General features: G+C 63.0%; 20 protein-coding genes. 8 read left to right on the plus strand and 12 right to left on the minus strand.

Annotated elements, in window-relative coordinates; translation table 11 throughout:
* Positions 1-2: 2 nt before the first annotated feature.
* The gene (locus NQ490_RS04250) at positions 3-938 is read left to right on the plus strand and encodes a TatD family hydrolase (RefSeq protein ID WP_007047617.1); all 936 of its coding nucleotides are present in this window, start codon (positions 3-5) and stop codon (positions 936-938) included.
* 74 nt (positions 939-1,012) lie between these two features.
* Here the strand turns inward: NQ490_RS04250 and NQ490_RS04255 are convergent, their stop codons facing one another.
* From NQ490_RS04255 to NQ490_RS04280, 6 genes are read right to left on the minus strand one after another with little or no spacing between them, the layout of a single operon-like run.
* Positions 1,013-1,453, minus strand: a complete 441-nt coding sequence (locus NQ490_RS04255) for a 4Fe-4S dicluster domain-containing protein (RefSeq protein WP_007047618.1) — start codon at positions 1,451-1,453, stop codon at positions 1,013-1,015.
* A 7-nt stretch (positions 1,454-1,460) separates the two neighbouring features.
* On the minus strand, positions 1,461-2,540 hold the full coding sequence (locus tag NQ490_RS04260; protein WP_007047619.1) for a hydrogenase large subunit: 1,080 nt from the start codon (positions 2,538-2,540) through the stop codon (positions 1,461-1,463).
* A 4-nt stretch (positions 2,541-2,544) separates the two neighbouring features.
* Complete coding sequence (locus NQ490_RS04265) at positions 2,545-2,892, minus strand: NADH-quinone oxidoreductase subunit C (RefSeq protein ID WP_007047620.1); 348 nt, start codon at positions 2,890-2,892, stop codon at positions 2,545-2,547.
* A 2-nt stretch (positions 2,893-2,894) separates the two neighbouring features.
* Positions 2,895-3,353 carry an NADH-quinone oxidoreductase subunit B family protein gene (locus NQ490_RS04270; protein ID WP_007047621.1) on the minus strand — a complete coding sequence of 153 codons (459 nt, stop codon included), beginning with the start codon at positions 3,351-3,353 and terminating at the stop codon, positions 2,895-2,897.
* Between the two features lie 19 nt (positions 3,354-3,372).
* The gene (locus NQ490_RS04275) at positions 3,373-4,236 is read right to left on the minus strand and encodes a respiratory chain complex I subunit 1 family protein (RefSeq protein ID WP_007047622.1); all 864 of its coding nucleotides are present in this window, start codon (positions 4,234-4,236) and stop codon (positions 3,373-3,375) included.
* Complete coding sequence (locus tag NQ490_RS04280) at positions 4,233-6,017, minus strand: NADH-quinone oxidoreductase subunit 5 family protein (protein ID WP_007047623.1); 1,785 nt, start codon at positions 6,015-6,017, stop codon at positions 4,233-4,235. Before NQ490_RS04280 ends, NQ490_RS04275 begins: the two co-directional genes overlap by 4 nt.
* Between NQ490_RS04280 and hypF the strand changes: the two genes are divergently transcribed.
* Genes hypF through hypE form a run of 4 tightly spaced genes read left to right on the plus strand, consistent with a single transcriptional unit; the run spans position 5,922 to position 10,288 of the window.
* Positions 5,922-7,907: a carbamoyltransferase HypF gene (gene hypF / locus NQ490_RS04285; RefSeq protein ID WP_187118516.1), complete on the plus strand. Its 1,986-nt coding sequence runs from the start codon at positions 5,922-5,924 to the stop codon at positions 7,905-7,907. The two genes, NQ490_RS04280 and hypF, sit on opposite strands and share 96 nt — an antisense overlap.
* 29 nt (positions 7,908-7,936) lie before the next feature.
* Positions 7,937-8,161 (plus strand): HypC/HybG/HupF family hydrogenase formation chaperone, encoded by a 225-nt coding sequence (locus tag NQ490_RS04290; RefSeq protein WP_007047625.1) that lies wholly within the window; start codon positions 7,937-7,939, stop codon positions 8,159-8,161.
* Positions 8,151-9,266, plus strand: a complete 1,116-nt coding sequence (gene hypD / locus NQ490_RS04295) for a hydrogenase formation protein HypD (protein ID WP_007047626.1) — start codon at positions 8,151-8,153, stop codon at positions 9,264-9,266. The genes NQ490_RS04290 and hypD overlap by 11 nt, the downstream gene beginning before the upstream one ends.
* Before the next feature lie 11 nt (positions 9,267-9,277).
* A complete protein-coding gene (gene hypE / locus NQ490_RS04300; protein WP_007047627.1) occupies positions 9,278-10,288 on the plus strand; it encodes a hydrogenase expression/formation protein HypE in 1,011 nt (336 codons plus the stop codon).
* 9 nt (positions 10,289-10,297) lie between these two features.
* Here the strand turns inward: hypE and NQ490_RS04305 are convergent, their stop codons facing one another.
* The 3 genes from NQ490_RS04305 to NQ490_RS04315 form a co-directional block, all read right to left on the minus strand.
* A complete protein-coding gene (locus tag NQ490_RS04305) occupies positions 10,298-10,741 on the minus strand; it encodes a sigma-70 family RNA polymerase sigma factor (protein ID WP_007047628.1) in 444 nt (147 codons plus the stop codon).
* Between the two features lie 108 nt (positions 10,742-10,849).
* The gene (locus NQ490_RS04310) at positions 10,850-11,728 is read right to left on the minus strand and encodes an MBL fold metallo-hydrolase (RefSeq protein ID WP_007047629.1); all 879 of its coding nucleotides are present in this window, start codon (positions 11,726-11,728) and stop codon (positions 10,850-10,852) included.
* 94 nt (positions 11,729-11,822) lie between these two features.
* Entirely contained in the window at positions 11,823-12,701 is an 879-nt protein-coding gene (locus NQ490_RS04315) for a LysR family transcriptional regulator (RefSeq protein ID WP_007047630.1), read from the minus strand.
* A 116-nt stretch (positions 12,702-12,817) separates the two neighbouring features.
* Between NQ490_RS04315 and NQ490_RS04320 the strand changes: the two genes are divergently transcribed.
* From NQ490_RS04320 to NQ490_RS04330, 3 genes are all read left to right on the plus strand, one after another.
* Positions 12,818-13,405 (plus strand): chromate transporter, encoded by a 588-nt coding sequence (locus tag NQ490_RS04320; protein ID WP_040917827.1) that lies wholly within the window; start codon positions 12,818-12,820, stop codon positions 13,403-13,405.
* Positions 13,402-13,968 carry a chromate transporter gene (locus tag NQ490_RS04325; RefSeq protein WP_007047632.1) on the plus strand — a complete coding sequence of 189 codons (567 nt, stop codon included), beginning with the start codon at positions 13,402-13,404 and terminating at the stop codon, positions 13,966-13,968. Before NQ490_RS04320 ends, NQ490_RS04325 begins: the two co-directional genes overlap by 4 nt.
* 137 nt (positions 13,969-14,105) lie before the next feature.
* A complete protein-coding gene (locus NQ490_RS04330) occupies positions 14,106-14,837 on the plus strand; it encodes an EFR1 family ferrodoxin (protein ID WP_007047633.1) in 732 nt (243 codons plus the stop codon).
* A 52-nt stretch (positions 14,838-14,889) separates the two neighbouring features.
* Here the strand turns inward: NQ490_RS04330 and NQ490_RS04335 are convergent, their stop codons facing one another.
* The 3 genes from NQ490_RS04335 to NQ490_RS04345 all read right to left on the minus strand — a co-directional run bounded on the left by NQ490_RS04335 (position 14,890) and on the right by NQ490_RS04345 (position 16,436).
* Positions 14,890-15,450, minus strand: coding sequence for a flavin reductase family protein (locus NQ490_RS04335; protein ID WP_040917828.1), 561 nt, complete (start codon positions 15,448-15,450; stop codon positions 14,890-14,892).
* Positions 15,451-15,541: 91 nt separating this feature from the next.
* Positions 15,542-16,099, minus strand: coding sequence for an HAAS signaling domain-containing protein (locus NQ490_RS04340; RefSeq protein ID WP_007047635.1), 558 nt, complete (start codon positions 16,097-16,099; stop codon positions 15,542-15,544).
* Positions 16,100-16,103: 4 nt separating this feature from the next.
* Complete coding sequence (locus NQ490_RS04345; protein ID WP_040917829.1) at positions 16,104-16,436, minus strand: PadR family transcriptional regulator; 333 nt, start codon at positions 16,434-16,436, stop codon at positions 16,104-16,106.
* Positions 16,437-16,486: the final 50 nt, after the last annotated feature.

Below are 16,486 nucleotides of genomic sequence, written 5' to 3' on the forward strand. Positions count from 1 at the left end.
CTGTGATCGATACCCACATTCATCTTTCCCATTTCCTGTTTGACGCCCAGTTCCCCTATCTTGCGCTGGACCGCGACGGAAACGGCGTCATCCGGCAGGGGACCCGCGAACAGCTGATCGAGGAGCTGCGCGCCGCGGGGATTTCCTGCTGCCTCGATCCCGGCATCGGCATCACCTCCAACGAAAAGCTGCTGGCGCTGGCGGAGCAGTGGCCGGGTTTTGTGTATGGGGCCGTGGGGGTACATCCCACCCGCACCTGGGAATACAAGACCTTGCTGCAGGGCAAGAAGCACACCGTACGGCTCCACTGGAACGAACGCCGGAAGCTGGATGAATTCCTGAAGCATCCCGCTGTAGTGGCTGTCGGGGAGACCGGCCTGGACTACCACCACCCCAGGAAAGAGCAGCACCGGCTGCGGCAGATGGCCTGGTTTCTCTACCAGCTCCGGCTGGCCCACCGGCACAGCCTGCCGCTGATCCTTCACATCCGGGAAGCCGACGCGGATGCGCTGCGCATCCTGAGGGGATGCCGGCACTGGCTGCACGGCGGGGTATGCCATTGCTTCTGCGGCACGCAGGAAACCGCCGCTGCCTATACCGCGCTGGGACTGAAGCTGGGCATCGGCGGTTCCCTGCTGATGAACAGCCCCCGAACCCATGGCCTGGAACAGGCCATTGTCTCCACCCCGCTGGAAAGTCTTCTGCTGGAGACAGACGGTCCCTATGTGCTGCCCTCCTGCCCGCAGCTGGACCAAAAGAAGCGGAGAAAGGTGCGCAACACCAGCCTGATCCTGCCGGCCGTGGCCGGGCGTATTGCGGAACTGAAGAAGATCCCGGTGGAAGAGGTGCTGCGGGTCACCTCGGAAAATGCCGTCCGCCTCTTCGGTCTGCCGGCACAGACAGCGGCCCCGGCAGCCCAGGAGCCCTGCAAAGGATGATGCCCGTACCGATTTTCGCCCTTGCCTGCACAACCAAAAAGACCGTGTCCCATCCGGGACACGGTCTTTTCTTATCAGGTTTCGGGCTTGTCCGCCGGCGCAGCGGGCTTGGCGGCGGCAGCGCCGGCCGGTTTAGCGGCAGGTCTGGGGGTCGGCTTGGGCAGCGGCGTGGTGCGGGTGTAGGTGTCGCTGTGCCGGGTGGTGTCCGGCGTGGTGTAGCCGGGGACCATCTTCAGGCACTTTTTGGGGCAGACGTTCACACAGTTGCCGCACTGCACGCAGTCAAACCGCTGGATGGTCCAGGTGCCGGCAGCCCGGTCCACCGTCAGGGCGCCGGGCGGGCAGCTGCGGGCACACATACCGCAGCTGATACAGGATTCAATGTCGATCTCGATATGTCCGCGCATCCGTTCAGGATACTGGGCCGGCGCAAAGGGATAGCTGGTGGTGACCGGCTTGCTGAACAGATTCTTCAGCGCGGTACCCGCAAAGGGCAGGAATTTCAATGATGCCATCTTGGTTTCACCTCTCGGTACAGCTGATGCAGGGGTCAATGGTCAGGATCAGCAGCGGCACGTCAGCCAGCTGGCAGCCCTTGAGCATGTTCAGCATGGGCGGGATGTTGCTGGTGGTGGGGGTGCGCAGACGGAACCGTTCGATGAACTTGGTGCCGTTGGCCTTCACATAGTAGATGGCCTCGCCCCGGGGCTGTTCGATGCGGGTGAAATACTCCCCCTGGGGGAAGCCCTTCACCGGTACCGCAATGGGCCCCGCCGGGATCTTGGCCGCCGCTTGGCGGATGAGGTCAAAGGACTGGTGGATCTCCCGGATACGCACCTCACACCGGGCGTAGGAATCGCCCTCGGTGGCGGTGACGGGTTCCAGATCCAGTTCGCCGTAGGCCGCATAGCCCAGCTTGCGGGCGTCGTAGGAGACACCGCTGGCCCGCAGCATGGGGCCCACGGCTCCCATGAGGGTGGCATCCTCGGGGGTCAGCACCCCCAGCCCGTGCAGACGGGAGCCGGTGGTATAGTCCCGCAGGAAGGCGTCGGCGATGGGCTTGAGTTCCTTCTCCATATCATTGCAGGTGTCCACAATGTTCTTGAGCATGGTTTCGTCCATGTCCTTGAGTACGCCGCCGATGCAGTTCACCGAGAAGATCACCCGGCCGCCGGTGGTGGCGTCGAACATGTCCAAGATCTTTTCCCGCAGCTTCCAACTCTCCATGAAGAGGCTCTCAAAGCCCATGGCGTCGGCCAGCAGGCCCAGCCACAGCAGATGGGAATGAATGCGGCTCATCTCCATCCAGATGGTGCGCAGATACCGGCCCCGGGGCGGCACCTCCACATTCATGATGTGCTCCAGCGTCTGGCAGTACCCCAGCCCGTGGCCGAAGCTGCAGATGCCGCAGACCCGCTCGGCAATGTAGACGTATTCCTTGAAATCCTTGGTCTCCACCAGTTTTTCCAGTCCGCGGTGGACAAACCCGATGCTGGGCACCGCTTCCACCACCACTTCGTCCTCCAGAACCAGGTCCAGGTGGATGGGTTCCGGCAGGACGGGATGCTGCGGACCAAAGGGCACAATGCTTCGTTTCGCCATAGTCTTACCCCTTTTCCTTGAACGGCGTGGGCCGCGCAATGCGGTACAGCTTGTCGTGATAGTCGCCCTGGATGCTCTCGATCTTTACGCCGAACAGCTCTGCGGCCTCGTTTTCCTGCAGGAAAGCGCCGGGATACACCTGGGTGATGCTGGGCACCGTCTCGTCGGTGCCCAAAGTCAGACGCAGGGTGCGCATATCGTACCCTTTGGCAAAGGAGTAGCTCAGCTCATAGCCGTCGGGCAGACGGACCGCACACAACTGCACCACCCGCCAGCCGTCCATCTTGAACCGGATCACCTGGGGCATGAATTCCGCCATGGTGATGGGCTCGATCGTGTTGGCAGCTTCCATCGTCAGCCTTCCTCCTTTTTCTCTTCTTCTTTTTCCTCGGTGTAGTGGCTGCGCTTGTCCTCCAGGATCTCCAGCGCTTTCACCACACCGTCGATGATGGCCTGGGGCCGGGCCGCACAGCCCGGCACGTAGACGTCCACCGGGATGACCGTGTCGATGCCGCCCTTGATGTTGTAGCAGTCCTTGAAGACGCCGCCCGTGCAGGCACAGATCCCCACGGCCACCACCACTTTTGGGTTGGGCATCTGTTCGTACAGCTGCCGTACCACCCCTTCGCACTGGCTGTTCACACCGCCGGTGATCAGCAGGATGTCCGCCTGGAAGGGATCGCCGGTGTTGATGATGCCGAAACGTTCAATGTCGTATTTGGGCGTGGTGCAGGCCAGCACCTCAATATCGCACCCGTTGCAGCTGCTGGCGTCATAGTGCAGCATCCAAGGGGATTTTGCAAGTTTCTTCATGGTAGTTTCGCCCCCTCATTCAGCGTACCAGCATAAGGATCAGGCCGTTGAGCCCGCCGGTGAGCAGCGTGACCACCCAGCAGCCATCCAGCAGGGTGCGCCACTTGACGCGGGCGGCCACATTGTCCCACAAAATCTCCAGAAGATACACCACCAGGCAGGCCACAATGGCGATGGGCCAGCTCCACCAGTGTTCGTTGAGGAAAAACAGCGCCACGATGCCCAGCATGAGCACCATCTCGTAATATTCGGCGATATTCATCACCGCCAGGGTGGGACCGGCCATCTCGGTGGTGATGCCCTTGACCATCTCCTGGTGGGCATGGTGGCTGGTGGACAGATCAAAGGGCGACTTGCGCAGTTTGATGGCCGTAATGAACATGAAGCCCAGCAGGAAGCCAGGCATGGTCAGCACAGCGCTGTGGGACATCCGGATGATGTCCCCCACATGGAAGCTGCCGGTGGCCAGATAGAACCCCACCGCCATGAGCAGGGTCAGAGGTTCGTAGGCCATCATCTGGATCATCTCCCGTCCGGCGCCCAGGGTGGAGAAAGGCGAGGAATCGCTGGACGCCGCCATGACCAGGAACATATCGGCGGTGGACAGGATGAACAGGCACATGAGAATATCCGCGCCCGCAAACAGCATGGAGCCGGCCACCGCCAGGAAGATCAGATAGCTCAGGTTCAGCAGCATCTGCACACTGTTGACGGCGATCATCTGCTTGGAGAACAGCTTCTTCAGGTCATAGAAAGGCTGCATCATGGGCGGCCCCTGACGGGCCTGCATCCGGGCGCTGACACGGCGGTCCAACCCGTCCAGCAGGGCGCCCACCAGGGGCGCCAGCAGCAGATACGCCAAAACCGAAACGACCGGCATCATACCGCACCTCCTATGATCACACAGAGCATGACGATGAGAACCCCCGCCGAGATGATGACGCCCGGCCGCATGAGGCGGCGGCGCCCGAACTCAAACCGCAGGTACCAGTTGCTCAGATACAGATGTTCCGGTTCCCCGAAACTGTTGACAAAATAGGTGTTGTCGCCCTCGTTGATGCCGCCCATGTAGATGGGAACGTAGTCCCGGTGGGTGGAGCGTGTGAGCAGGAACATCAGGGACGGCACGAAGAGCACGCTGACCAGCATGATGGCCATGGTGGTCAGCACGCTCATGGAAAGCACCTCATGGGCGGTGCCGAAGAGTTCCTGAATGATGGGGGTGACCACCCGGGAGGAAACCAGCGGGAACAGCAGGCAGAGTCCCAGGGTGGCTGCGGCGTGGATGTACATGGAGAAATACTGGTCCTTGCGGGTCACGTCGGTGACCTTGACCTTGGTGTGGTGCAGCGAGACCAGCTTGCACAGCCACTTGGTCCAGTACAGCATGGTGGTGGCGCTGCCGTAGGCCAGGAAGATGACCAGCAGGTAGTTGTCTGCGTCCACGAAGGCCCGCAGGGCCACCCACTTGGAGATCAGCATACCGAAGGGCGCCAGGTACATGCCCGCAATGCCGATGCCCATGATGTAGGTCAGCCGGGGCAGACGCAGCAGCAGGCCGTGCATGTCCTCAATGTCACGGGAGCCCAGGCTGTTCTCGATGGAGCCCACGGCCTGGAACAGCATGGATTTGCTTACCGAGTGGAAGATCATCAGCAGCACCGCCGCCCAGATGGTTTCCTCGGCGCCGATGCCTGCACAGGCCACGATCAGGCCCAGGTTGGACACCGTGGAGAAAGCCAGCACCTTCTTGCCGTCGTTCTGGGCAATGGCCATCATGCTGGCCGCAATAAAGGTAAAGCCGCCGATGAAAGCCACCGTCATGCCGGTCATGTTGCCCGCCATGGCAGGGGCCAGCCGGATGAGCAGATAGACGCCTGCCTTGACCATGGTGGCGCTGTGCAGCAGCGCGCTGGAGGGTGTGGGTGCCACCATGGCCCCCAAAAGCCAGGAGGAGAAAGGCAGCTGAGCCGACTTGGTCAGGCCCGCAAAGGCCAGCAGCACCACCGGAATGGTGGCCTTTGCCGCCACCAGCTCATTGAGCTGCACGGTATGCTGGGTGTGGGCCGCCACCACGATGGCAATGGCAAAGCCCAGGCCGCCCAGCAGGTTCATCCACAGGGCACGGAAGCTGTTGTGGACGGCTTCCTCGGTGCGGGTGTAGCCGATGAGCAGGAAGGAGATGACCGAGGTGATCTCCCAGAAGAAATACATCCAGACGAGATTTTCCGACAGGACCAGCCCAACCATGGCCGCCAGGAAGAAGAACAGCATGGAGAAGAAAAATCCGCTGCGGTCCTGATATTCGGTATGGTGCTGGTGATAGGCTTTCATGTAGCCCACGGCGTAGATGCAGATGAGTCCGCCCACCAGGGCCACGATCATGATCATGAGCATGGACAGGCAGTCCAGCCGCAGATGGGTGGGAGATTCCACCGGGCAGGTCAGTTCCGACCAGGCCAGCAGCCCCGTCTGCCCCACCGAGAGCAGTACCACCGGATACTTTTTATACTTGATGCTCAGCACCACGATGAGGATCATCAGGGCAAATTCCCCGGCCAGCATCAGATGGTCGATGACGGGGATCTCGCCGCACAGGTCCAGGATGCCGCCCCCGACCTGGCCCCCTGCGACGCCTGCCTGCGGGAGATGCAGGACCCCCACGGGCGGCGGTATCGCTACCCTTTTATCAACTGCACCGACTGCGGGCCCCGGTTTTCCATCATCCGCCGCCTGCCCTATGACCGCCCCGCCACCACCATGGCCGGGTTTGCCATGTGCCCCGACTGCGCCGCCGAATACGGTGACATCCGCAGCCGCCGCTACCACGCCCAGCCCAACTGCTGCCCGGTATGCGGTCCCCGGGCCATCTACCGGGACGCCGCAGGGAAACCCGTGGCGGGCGATCCCATCGCCCTGGCCCAGAAGGCCCTGGCCGCCGGGAAGATCGTGGCGGTGAAAGGCACCGGCGGCATCCATCTGGCCTGCCGGGCAGACAGTCCCGACGCTGTGGCCCGGCTGCGCCGCCGCAAACACCGGCCGGAAAAGCCTTTGGCCCTCATGGCCCGGGATCTTTCCACCGCCGCCCGGTTCTGCCGGTATACTGAGGAGGAGGCTGCCCTGCTGCAGAGTCCCCGCCGGCCCATCCTGCTGCTGGCCAAAAAAGATCCCACCGGGCAGACCTGGCTCAGCGCCACCACCCGGCTGGGGGTCATGCTGCCCTACACGCCGCTGCACATCCTGCTGCTGGATGGGACTTTCGGCGGACCGGATCTGCTGGTCATGACCAGTGCCAACCGGTCGGGCTGTCCGGTGCTCCTGGACAATGAGGACGCAGTGTCCGCTTTGCAGGGCATTGCAGACGGGTTTCTGCTCCATGACCGGCCCATCGCCAACCGGTGCGACGATTCCCTGGCCATGGTCTGGCGGGGCGCGCCGGTATTTTTCCGCCGCAGCCGGGGATATGCTCCCCAGCCCCTCCTGCTGGACCGGGATGTCACGGGGGTATTGGCCTTCGGTGCCGAACAGAAAGGTTCCTTTGCCGCCGGACGGGGCCGTCACGCCTTTGTGAGCCAGTACATCGGGGACCTGAAAAATGCCGAGACGCTGGACCACTACTGCACCGCCCTCACCGGCACCCTGTCCCTGTTCGGGCTGCAGCCCACCGTCCTGGTGTGCGACCTGCACCCGGACTACGCCTCCACCCGGGAGGCGGAAGAGATGGCAGCCCGGCAGCACCTGCCGCTGCGGCGGGTCCAGCACCACTGGGCCCACATGGCCGCCTGCATGGCGGACAACCGTCTGGAGGGGCCGGTGTTCGGCCTGATCTGGGACGGCACCGGTCTGGGAGAGGACGGCTCCATCTGGGGCGGCGAGTACCTGGTGGGCGATTATCAGCACTACCACCGGGTGGGATCCCTCCGGCCGGTGGCACTGCCCGGAGGCGACGCCTGCATCGCCGGGATCGGCCGCACGGCTCTTTCCCTGGCTCTGGATGCCGGTTGTCCCGAGGCGGCGCCTGCCTTTGCCCGCCGGGAGGGCGTAACGGCGCTGCTGAAAAGCGGCTACCGCTGCGTACAGTCTTCCGGCATGGGGCGGCTTTTCGACGGGGTCTATTCCCTGCTCACCGGGCGTACCGACGCCGATTACGACGGCCAGGCCCCCGCCCTGCTGGAAGCCTTGGCTGAAGGCGCTGACCCGGCCGATCTGTATAGTCCCGCTTATTATGAGGAGGACGGGGTGCGCCGTTTTGATACCCGTCCCCTGATCCGTGCGCTTTGCGCTGCCAAAACCGCCGGGACCGGTGCCGCCGCCCTGGCCGCAGGATTCCAGCAGGCCCTGTGCCGCATGGCCTTGGACCAGTGCCGGACGCTGAACCCCGACGGACTGCCGGTGGTGCTTTCGGGGGGCGTATTTCTGAACCGGGCCTTGCTGGAGGGTGTCACCGCCCTGCTGGAAGGAGCCGGATACCGGGTGTACACCCACAGACGGGTCTCCCCTTCCGACGAAGGGCTGGCCCTGGGACAGCTGGCTATCGGCGCAGCCGGGCTGTGAACCGTATTTACCATAGGGAGGGTTGCTGCATGTGTCTTGCAGTTCCGTTGAAGATCGTCTCGCTGGAAGGAGACGGAAAACATGCCGTGGGGGAAGCCGCCGGGTTGACCCAGAAAGTACGGGTGGATTTTCTGCCCGCCATCGCGGTGGGAGACTATGTGATGGTCCACGCGGGGTTTGCCATTGAAAAGCTGACCCCCGAACAGGCCGCCGAAAATCTGGCCTGTATCGAGGAGGCCATCCATGCCCTCTGATACCGCCTGGCTCAACGCCTTCCGCCACCCTGCCGGGGCGGCGGACCTGGTGCAGGACATCCGCCGCCGCATCGAACACCACGCCCCCGTGCGCATCATGGAGATCTGCGGCACCCACACCATGGCCATCGCCAAGGCGGGGCTGCGCAGTCTGCTGGCCCCCGGGGTGGAACTGATCTCCGGTCCGGGGTGCCCGGTCTGCGTGACCCCCGCCGGGGATATGGATGCCGCCCTGGAACTGAGTGGGAGGCCGGGCCTCATCGTGGCCACCTACGGAGATCTGCTGCGGGTGCCGGGCAGCGTGCGGGGAGACACCCTGCTGCGCCGCCGGGCCGCCGGAGCGGATGTACGCACCGTCTACTCCGCCGCCGACGCGGTGGACCTGGCCCGGGCCAACCCCGACCGGGAGGTGGTATTCCTGGGCGTGGGGTTTGAAACCACCACCCCCGGCACCGCCGCCTGCGTGCTGGACGCCGCTGAAAGCGGTCTTGCCAATTTTTCAGTGTTTTGTCTGCTGAAGCGCACCGAACCGGCCCTGCGGGCCCTGCTGAGCGCCCCCGACTGCGGGGTGGACGCCCTGCTGTGCCCCGGCCATGTGGCTGCCGTCACCGGGGTGGACGCCTTCGCCTTCCTGCCCCGGGAGTACGGCCTGCCCGCCGTGGTCAGCGGCTTCGAGGCCGGGGATGTGCTGTATTCGGTGTGGCGGCTGGTGTGCATGGTCTGCGGCGGCACCCCTGCCCTGGAGAACGAGTATTCCCGGCTGGTGACCGCCGCAGGCAACACCGCCGCCCGGGCCGCCGCGGAGGCAGTCTTCCTGCCCGCGGACAGTCTGTGGCGGGGCCTGGGGGAGATCCCCGCCAGCGGCCTGGCACTGCGGCCGGAATATGCCCGCTTTGATGCCGCTGTCCGGTACGGACTGTCCCGTCGCCGGGGCACCGAGCCCCCGGGCTGCCGCTGCGGTTCGGTCATCCGGGGGGTGCTGCCCCCCGAGCAATGCCCGCTGTTCGGCAAGGTATGCCGCCCCGAGGACCCCGTAGGGCCCTGCATGGTGTCCAGCGAAGGGGCCTGCGCCGCCGCCTGGAAGTACCGCCCCGCCGACGCCTGAACCGTTAGGAGATGGAAACAATGCAACCGATCATTACCATGGATTACGGCAGCGGCGGTCTGCGCACCGCCGAACTTATTGACGAGATCCTGCTGCCTGCTTTCGGCAACGCCGCCCTCAACGATCTGGGCGACGGGGCCGTGCTGCCCGACCTGGGCGGCCAGCCGGTGTTCTCCACCGACAGTTTTGTGGTCACCCCCTGGAAGTTCCCGGGCGGGGACATCGGCAAACTGGCGGTGTGCGGCACCGTCAACGACCTGTGCATGGCCGGGGCCAGACCGCTGTATCTCAGTCTTTCCCTGATTCTGGAGGAAGGCCTGCCCACCGACGTGCTGCGCACGGTGGTGGACTCCATCGCCCGCACCGCCCGGGAGGCCGGTGTGCAGATCGTCACCGGGGACACCAAGGTGGTGGAACGGGGCGGTGCCGACGGGCTGTACATCAACACGGCGGGCATCGGCGTGCTGCGCGCCCCGGGGCTCGGACGGAAGGCCCTGCAGCCCGGGGACGCGGTGCTGGTCAGCGGCAGCGTGGGCTGCCACGGCGCCGCCGTCATGATGGCCCGGGGGGAACTGCCCATGGAGGGGAACCTTTCCAGCGACTGCCGTCCCCTCCACGAACTAAGCGCTGCCGCCCTGGCGGCCGGCGGGGTGCATCTGATGCGGGACCCCACCCGGGGCGGTGTGGCCACCACCCTGAACGAGTTTGTGGAGGACGGATCGCTGTGCATCGATCTGGAGGAGGACGCCATCCCGGTGGATGTGGCAGTGTCGGCTGCCTGCGATCTGCTGGGACTGGACCCGCTGTACGCAGCCTGCGAAGGCCGGATGCTGGCCGTGACCGCCTCCGAATCCGCTGACGCCGTGCTGGCGGCCCTCCGTGCCCTGCCCGGCGGGGAAGGCGCCTGCCGCATCGGCACCGTGGGTACCGAACGGCCCGGCAAGGTGGTGCTGCACACGCCGCTGGGCGGCAGCCGTATTCTGGGCAAACTCACCGGCGCCCAGCTGCCCCGCATCTGCTGAACCCTTCCTTTATAAGCAAACAACACCCCGCAGGTCCTGCCTGGACCCGCGGGGTGTTGTGGTTTCGGGGTGATCGCTTCTGAAAAGTGTTGGGGTGAGGATAGCATTTTCAATGCAGCGGCTGGCATAGCTGGAGAACTTGCTGGCACGCACCGGGTCAAAGGTATCCACCGCCTTGATGAGGCCGATGGTCCCGATGGAGATCAGATCGTCCTGGGAGGCGGTGGCGGCAAAGTATTTTTTTGTCACATGCGCTACCAGCCGCAGATTGTGGCGGATCAGCAGGTCCCGCGCTTCGGCCGCCCCGGCGCCCCCTGCGCGCAGTGCGGCAAACGCCTCCCTTTCCCGGGCGGGAGAGAGAGGCCGCGGAAAGGAACCGCTCTCCAGATGCAGCATCAGATACAGTACATGGCCGGCCGCCGCCTGCAGGAACAAACCCAGAATTTCCAACATACTACCCACCCCCTGGCTCACTTTATGCCGGAATCGGGGCGAAAATACGCCGGATGCCGTCAAAAATCCCCGGCCAGGAACCGGAAGGTCCCGCCCGGGGATGAAAATTCAGGTCCGCTGCCAGAGCAGCCGGTTGTCCGCAAACTGTACCGTGAGTCTGCCCGTATCTTTCAGCCAGGACAGGTAGGATTTCACCGTGCTGCCCACCAGCACGTACTGTTCAAAATTCATGGTCAGGCCGTAGTGGGCAAACAGCTTCTGGAGCAGCTCCTCAAAGCTCTGGGGAGTGCTGCACAGTTCGAGAATTTTCCCGGCGATCTCCTGTACCTTGTCGATGTTGTACTGGGCCAGCGGGGCGATGTCTTCGGTAGCGGCGGCATGGGCCGGCACAAACATCGCCGCCTGCATCGTTTTCACCTTTTCCAGCGTGTCCAGATAGGCCGCCACATCGTAGATGAAACCGATCTGGTATTTGTCCAGCGTTTCCCTGCTGGACAGACAGTCCGCCAGATAGACCACATTTTCCGGCGTGCGGAACCCCACCATGGAGAAAAAGTGTCCCGGCAGCGGGATCAGTTCCCATCCGGCGGGCAGCGCCTCCCGGGTCAGCGGTTCGGCGCTGCTCTCCTGGGCCATGAGGAACTTGTGGCGCAGGTCCTTGCAGGGATACCCCCCGTACAGAAAGGCCGGTTCCAGCACCGGGTGGCGGGTAAAGCCGCACTCGATGCCGGGGGCGTAGATCCTGCAGCCGGTCTGTGCCTGCAGATATTTGTTGCCGCCGATGTGGTCAGCGTTGGAATGGGTGTTGTAGATGGCCGTCAGGTGCCAGCCGTTGGCGTCCAGCAGCTGGCGGACCTTGCGCCCGGCGTCCTTGTCGTTGCCGCTGTCGATGAGACAGACATCGGTGTCATTGCATTTGTACAGTCCGATCTTGGCCGGGCTCTGGATATAATAGCTGTTCTGGGAAACCTGCATCAGTTCATACATAAATGTATCCCCCTCTCCCGGCGGCTTTTCCCGCAGCCGCTCTACCGGTATTGTAGCGCATCCAGTCTCTCTCCACAAGTCCTCCCTGTGCGGATCACCCGGTGGTTCGGCGGCACAAAGCCAGAAAACGCTGCATTGATTCGGAGAGGTATTTTTCTTTATGCCAGGCCGCCACCCGGTGACGGCGGAGCGCCTGTCCGTCGATGGGCCGCGTGCAGACGATGCCTGCCGCGGCAGCATTCTTGACGCGGGGTTCCGGCAGCACCGCCACCCCCAGTCCTTCGGCGGCCGCCTGGAGCAGCGCCTCGGTACTGACGCTCTCCCACACGATGTGCAGCGGCAAACCCTGCGCTTCCAGCGCACTCTGCAGGGCCGCCCGGGCGGTACTGCCCTCCTCCCGCACCAGAAGGGGCGCAGCGGACAGCTGTTCCAGCGTAACGGTCTGCCCGGCGGCAAGGGGGTCTGCAGGAGTCATCACCGCACACAGCAGATCGGTGCCGATCTCCTCGGTATGGAGGTCGGGCAGGGAGGGCGTACTCTCCAGCAGTGCCAGATCCAGGCGGTTTTCACACAGGGCCGCCGTCAGCGTACCGCCGTTGGCCACCGTGACCTGGAGCTGGATGCCGGGATTTTCCTGGGCAAACCGGTGGGCCAGTCCGGGCAGCACCGTGCTGCCCAGGGTGACGGTGGCCCCAACCCGGACAATTCCCATGGAATCCCAGTTGCGCAGCCCGGTTTCGATGCGGTCGAAGGAATCCAGCAGATGCACCGCCTGGGGATAGAGCCGGCGGGCACATTCAGTGGGCGAAAGATGACGGTACATCCGCTCAAACAGCCGGGTCCCGTAGTACTGTTCCAGCTCCTGGATGGCCCGGGTCACGGCAGGCTGGGTCATGTGCAGTTCCTCCGCCGCATGGGTGGCATTCTCGGCCTGATAGACCGCCACGAAGATGCGCAGATGCCGTATGGTCATAGCCCTACTTCCTTTCCAACAAAAAACACATAACAGTTATAAAAAATCAGCATTTCACACCGGAGTCAATTTGCGGTATGATAGTTCCGGAGCAAAATCAAACAAGGAGGAACCCTATGGATCAGCATCCCCAACCCCAGACCCGCGCCGCGCGGCTGCGGGCCCTGTTTTTCAGCACCCTGTACATCAGCGCGTTTACCTTCGGCGGCGGTTTCGTCATCGTCACCTTCATGAAGCGCAAATTCGTGGATGAGCTGCACTGGATCGACGACCAGGAAATGCTGGATATGGCCGCCCTGGCCCAGTCTTCCCCCGGCGCCATCGCCGTCAACGCCGCCATCCTGGTGGGCTGGCATGTGGAAGGTCTGGCCGGCATGGTGGTCGCCGTGCTGGGCACCATCATTCCGCCCATGGTCATCCTATCGGTGATTTCCTTCTTTTATGCGGCTTTCGCCACCAACACCTATGTGGCCTTAGTGCTCAAAGGCATGCAGGCCGGTGTGGCCGCCGTCATCCTGGACGTGGTCTGCGGTCTGGGCAGCGATGTGCTCAAGACCCGTTCGCCCATCTACATCGGTCTGATGGTGGTTGCTTTTGTGGCCAGCTTCGTATTCGATGTGAATGTCATCGTCATCATTCTGGCCGCTGCCGCCTTCGGCGTCGTGCGTGCCCTGTTCCAGAGCAGAAAGGCGGCCCGTTCATGATCTATTTTCAACTATTTTTCAGTTTTTTGCAAGTAGGACTTTTCAGCGTGGGCGGCGGCTATGCCGCCATGCCGCTGATCCAGAACCAGGTGGTGGAACTCCACCCCTGGCTGACCCTGCAGGAATTCACCGACCTGATCACCATCGCCGAGATGACCCCCGGCCCCATCGCCGTCAACTCGGCCACCTTTGTGGGCATCCGCATTGCCGGCATTCCCGGCGCCCTGATCGCCACCCTGGGCTGCATCACACCGGCGCTCATCCTGGTTTCCCTGCTGGCCTACGTATACAATAAGTACAAAGACATCTCCCTTTTACAGAATGTACTTTCCTGCCTGCGCCCGGTGGTGGTAGCCCTGATCCTCGGCGCGGGACTGTCCATTCTCTCGCTGGTGCTCTTCAACGGCGAGACCCCTGCCCTGAACATCGTGGACTGGATCGGTGCCGGCAGCTTCGTGGTGGCCTTTGTGCTGCTGCGCAAATTCAAGTGGAACCCCATCCTGACCATGTGCCTGTGCGGCGTGGCCGGTCTGGTGCTCCATCTGCTGCTGCCCGTCGCCTGACGGCCTGCCTTTGCGGCGCTCCCTTGCGGGGGCGTTTTTTGTTTGTCCGGGGATGGCTTGCCTTGTAGCCGCGGGGATGCCCATGCTATAATAGAAAATATCCTGCACATAATGTCCCATGCAAGAAAGGATCAACTATGATTTTCTATTTTTCCGGCACCGGCAACTCCCGCTGGGCAGCCCGGCGCCTGGCTGAACTTACCGGAGATACTGCCATCGACCTGGCCCGGCTGGACAAGGCTCCCGACTGCTCCGGCGAGACCCGGATCGGGCTGGTTTTCCCGGTTTACGCCTGGGGTTTGCCCGAACCGGTGGAAACCTTCGCCCGGACGCTGCCCCGCACCGGCGCGTTCACCTTTGCGGTGGCCACCTGCGGGTCGGAAGCCGGTCATGCCCTGAAAAAACTGGACAGGCTGTTCCCGCTGCGCAGCAGTTACAGTCTGGTGATGCCCAACAATTATATCCTGGGTGCCGACCTGGACGACGAAGCCACCGCCCGCGCCAAGATCGACGCGGCGGAGAAAGAGCTGGCGGTCATCGCACGGGAAGTCGCCGCTGCCCAGCCGGTCTGCCGCGTCCGGGAGGGCAGTCTGGCGGCACTCAAATCCAGCGTGGTGCACTACGGCTTCAACCGGTTTGCCCGCAGCACCAAAGCCTTTTACGCCACCAACGCCTGCACCGGCTGCGGACGGTGTGCCAAAGACTGCCCGGCCGGGACCATCCGGCTGGAGAACGGCCGCCCGGTATGGGGCGACAAGTGTTACCAGTGCCTGCGCTGCCTGCACAGCTGCCCCGTGCAGGCCATCCAGTACGGCAAGGGAACCGAAACCAAGGGCCGCTATACCATCGAACAGTACCGCCCGCTGTAAGGCAAAACAAAAACGTCCCCGGACCATGGTCCGGGGACGTTTTTTCTTCTGGTTATTTCAGTGCTGCGCCGTCGCGGAAGGCGTTGCCCACCTTGTTGCCCAGTTTGCGGTAGACATGATGGATGGGATCAAAGGTGATGGGGTCCAGCTTGTCGGGGTCGATCTTTCCATCGGCATCCAGCACCGATTCGTCGGCACTGACGTTGACGATCTCCCCCACCAGGCGGCAGCTCTCGGGGTCATAGCTGACCAGACGGCATTCCACCGCCATGGGCAATTCATCGATGACCGGCGCGTCCACAAACGCCGAGGGTGTGGTATGCCAGCCGGCCTTTTCCAGCTTGTTTGCCACCGTGTTGCCCGAGGCAATGCCCACATAGTCGCAGGCCACCACCTGGTCCGCCGTGGCCATGCTGACGGTAAACGCCTTGCGGGCCAGGATGTTGGCGGTAGTCTTGTGCCCCGCGCTGATGCACAGCGACAGCTGGGTGTCGTCACTGATGCCGCCCCAGGCCGCATTCATGGCGTCGGGGGTGCCATCCTCTCCATAGGTTGCCAGAATGAACACCGGCTGGGGATAGGTCCAGGGTTTTGCACCGAAATTCTTACGCATAGTTTCATGACCTCCTGTATCCTGCGGCAGGAAGATGCGCTCCCTGCCCTTTCTTTCCATTATAGCACAGGAGGCAACCGTCCGTCCGCCTTCACGCCGAAAGTTTGCGCCCGATCCGGTTCACCGACCGGATGTACCCCAGCAGCAATTTCCAGCACCCGTACCCCAGGGCACAAAGCACCGCCCCTGTAATCAAACAGAGCAGGAAGGCCAGCGCCGGATTATCGACCCCGGCCACGGTGATATACTGCACATAGGGAAGGTGAAGGCGCAGCACCTCGTCCACCAGTTTGACCGCCCCCAGCAGCGGCACCGCCAGCCCGCAGAGCAGAAAGACCGGTGCACAGATGCCCAGCGTGGGCAGGATAAGCAGACCGGACAGCCCCGCCAGACTGTAGTAGGCGAAAATCGCCAGGACACGCCCCCAGCTGAAACGGGTATCCCGGACGATCAGATCTCCCAGATAGGCCCGGGCCAGTTCCCGGGGTGCGCCCAGCCGCTGCAGGATCTGTTCCGGCGTCTGCCCGACACCGGACAGTTCCTGCATTTCGCTTTTGATTTCCTGCACGATATCCACCCGCTCCGAAACCGGCAGCGGCTTGAGATTCTTTTCGATCTGTTCCAGATAAGCATTCAGTCGGGCATCCATACCATTACACTCCTTTGATTTCCTGAACGGCGGCCAGCAGGTCGCTCCATTCCTTCGACATCGCTTCCAGATATTCCTGCCCCGCCGCGGTCAGGGAATAATATTTCCGCGGGGGCAGTCCCTCGGTGCTCTCCTGCCAGGCTGAGGAGATCCAGCCTTCCTTGAGCAGCCGCCGCAGCAGCGGATAGATCGTGTTCTCTTTGGCAGCGAGCAACGGGTATTTTTCCAGTGTACTGATGATCTCATATCCGTAGGAAGGCTGCCGCCGGATCATCAGCAAAATACAGAACTCCAGGGTTCCGCGCTTGATTTGGGATTTCCAGTCATCCAGGTTCATCTGCCCTGCCTCCTTTGTATACATCGTACCACACAGTATATCTTTCGTCA

This window comes from Subdoligranulum variabile (assembly GCF_025152575.1).
GTDB classification, from domain to species: Bacteria; Bacillota; Clostridia; order Oscillospirales; family Ruminococcaceae; genus Gemmiger; species Gemmiger variabilis.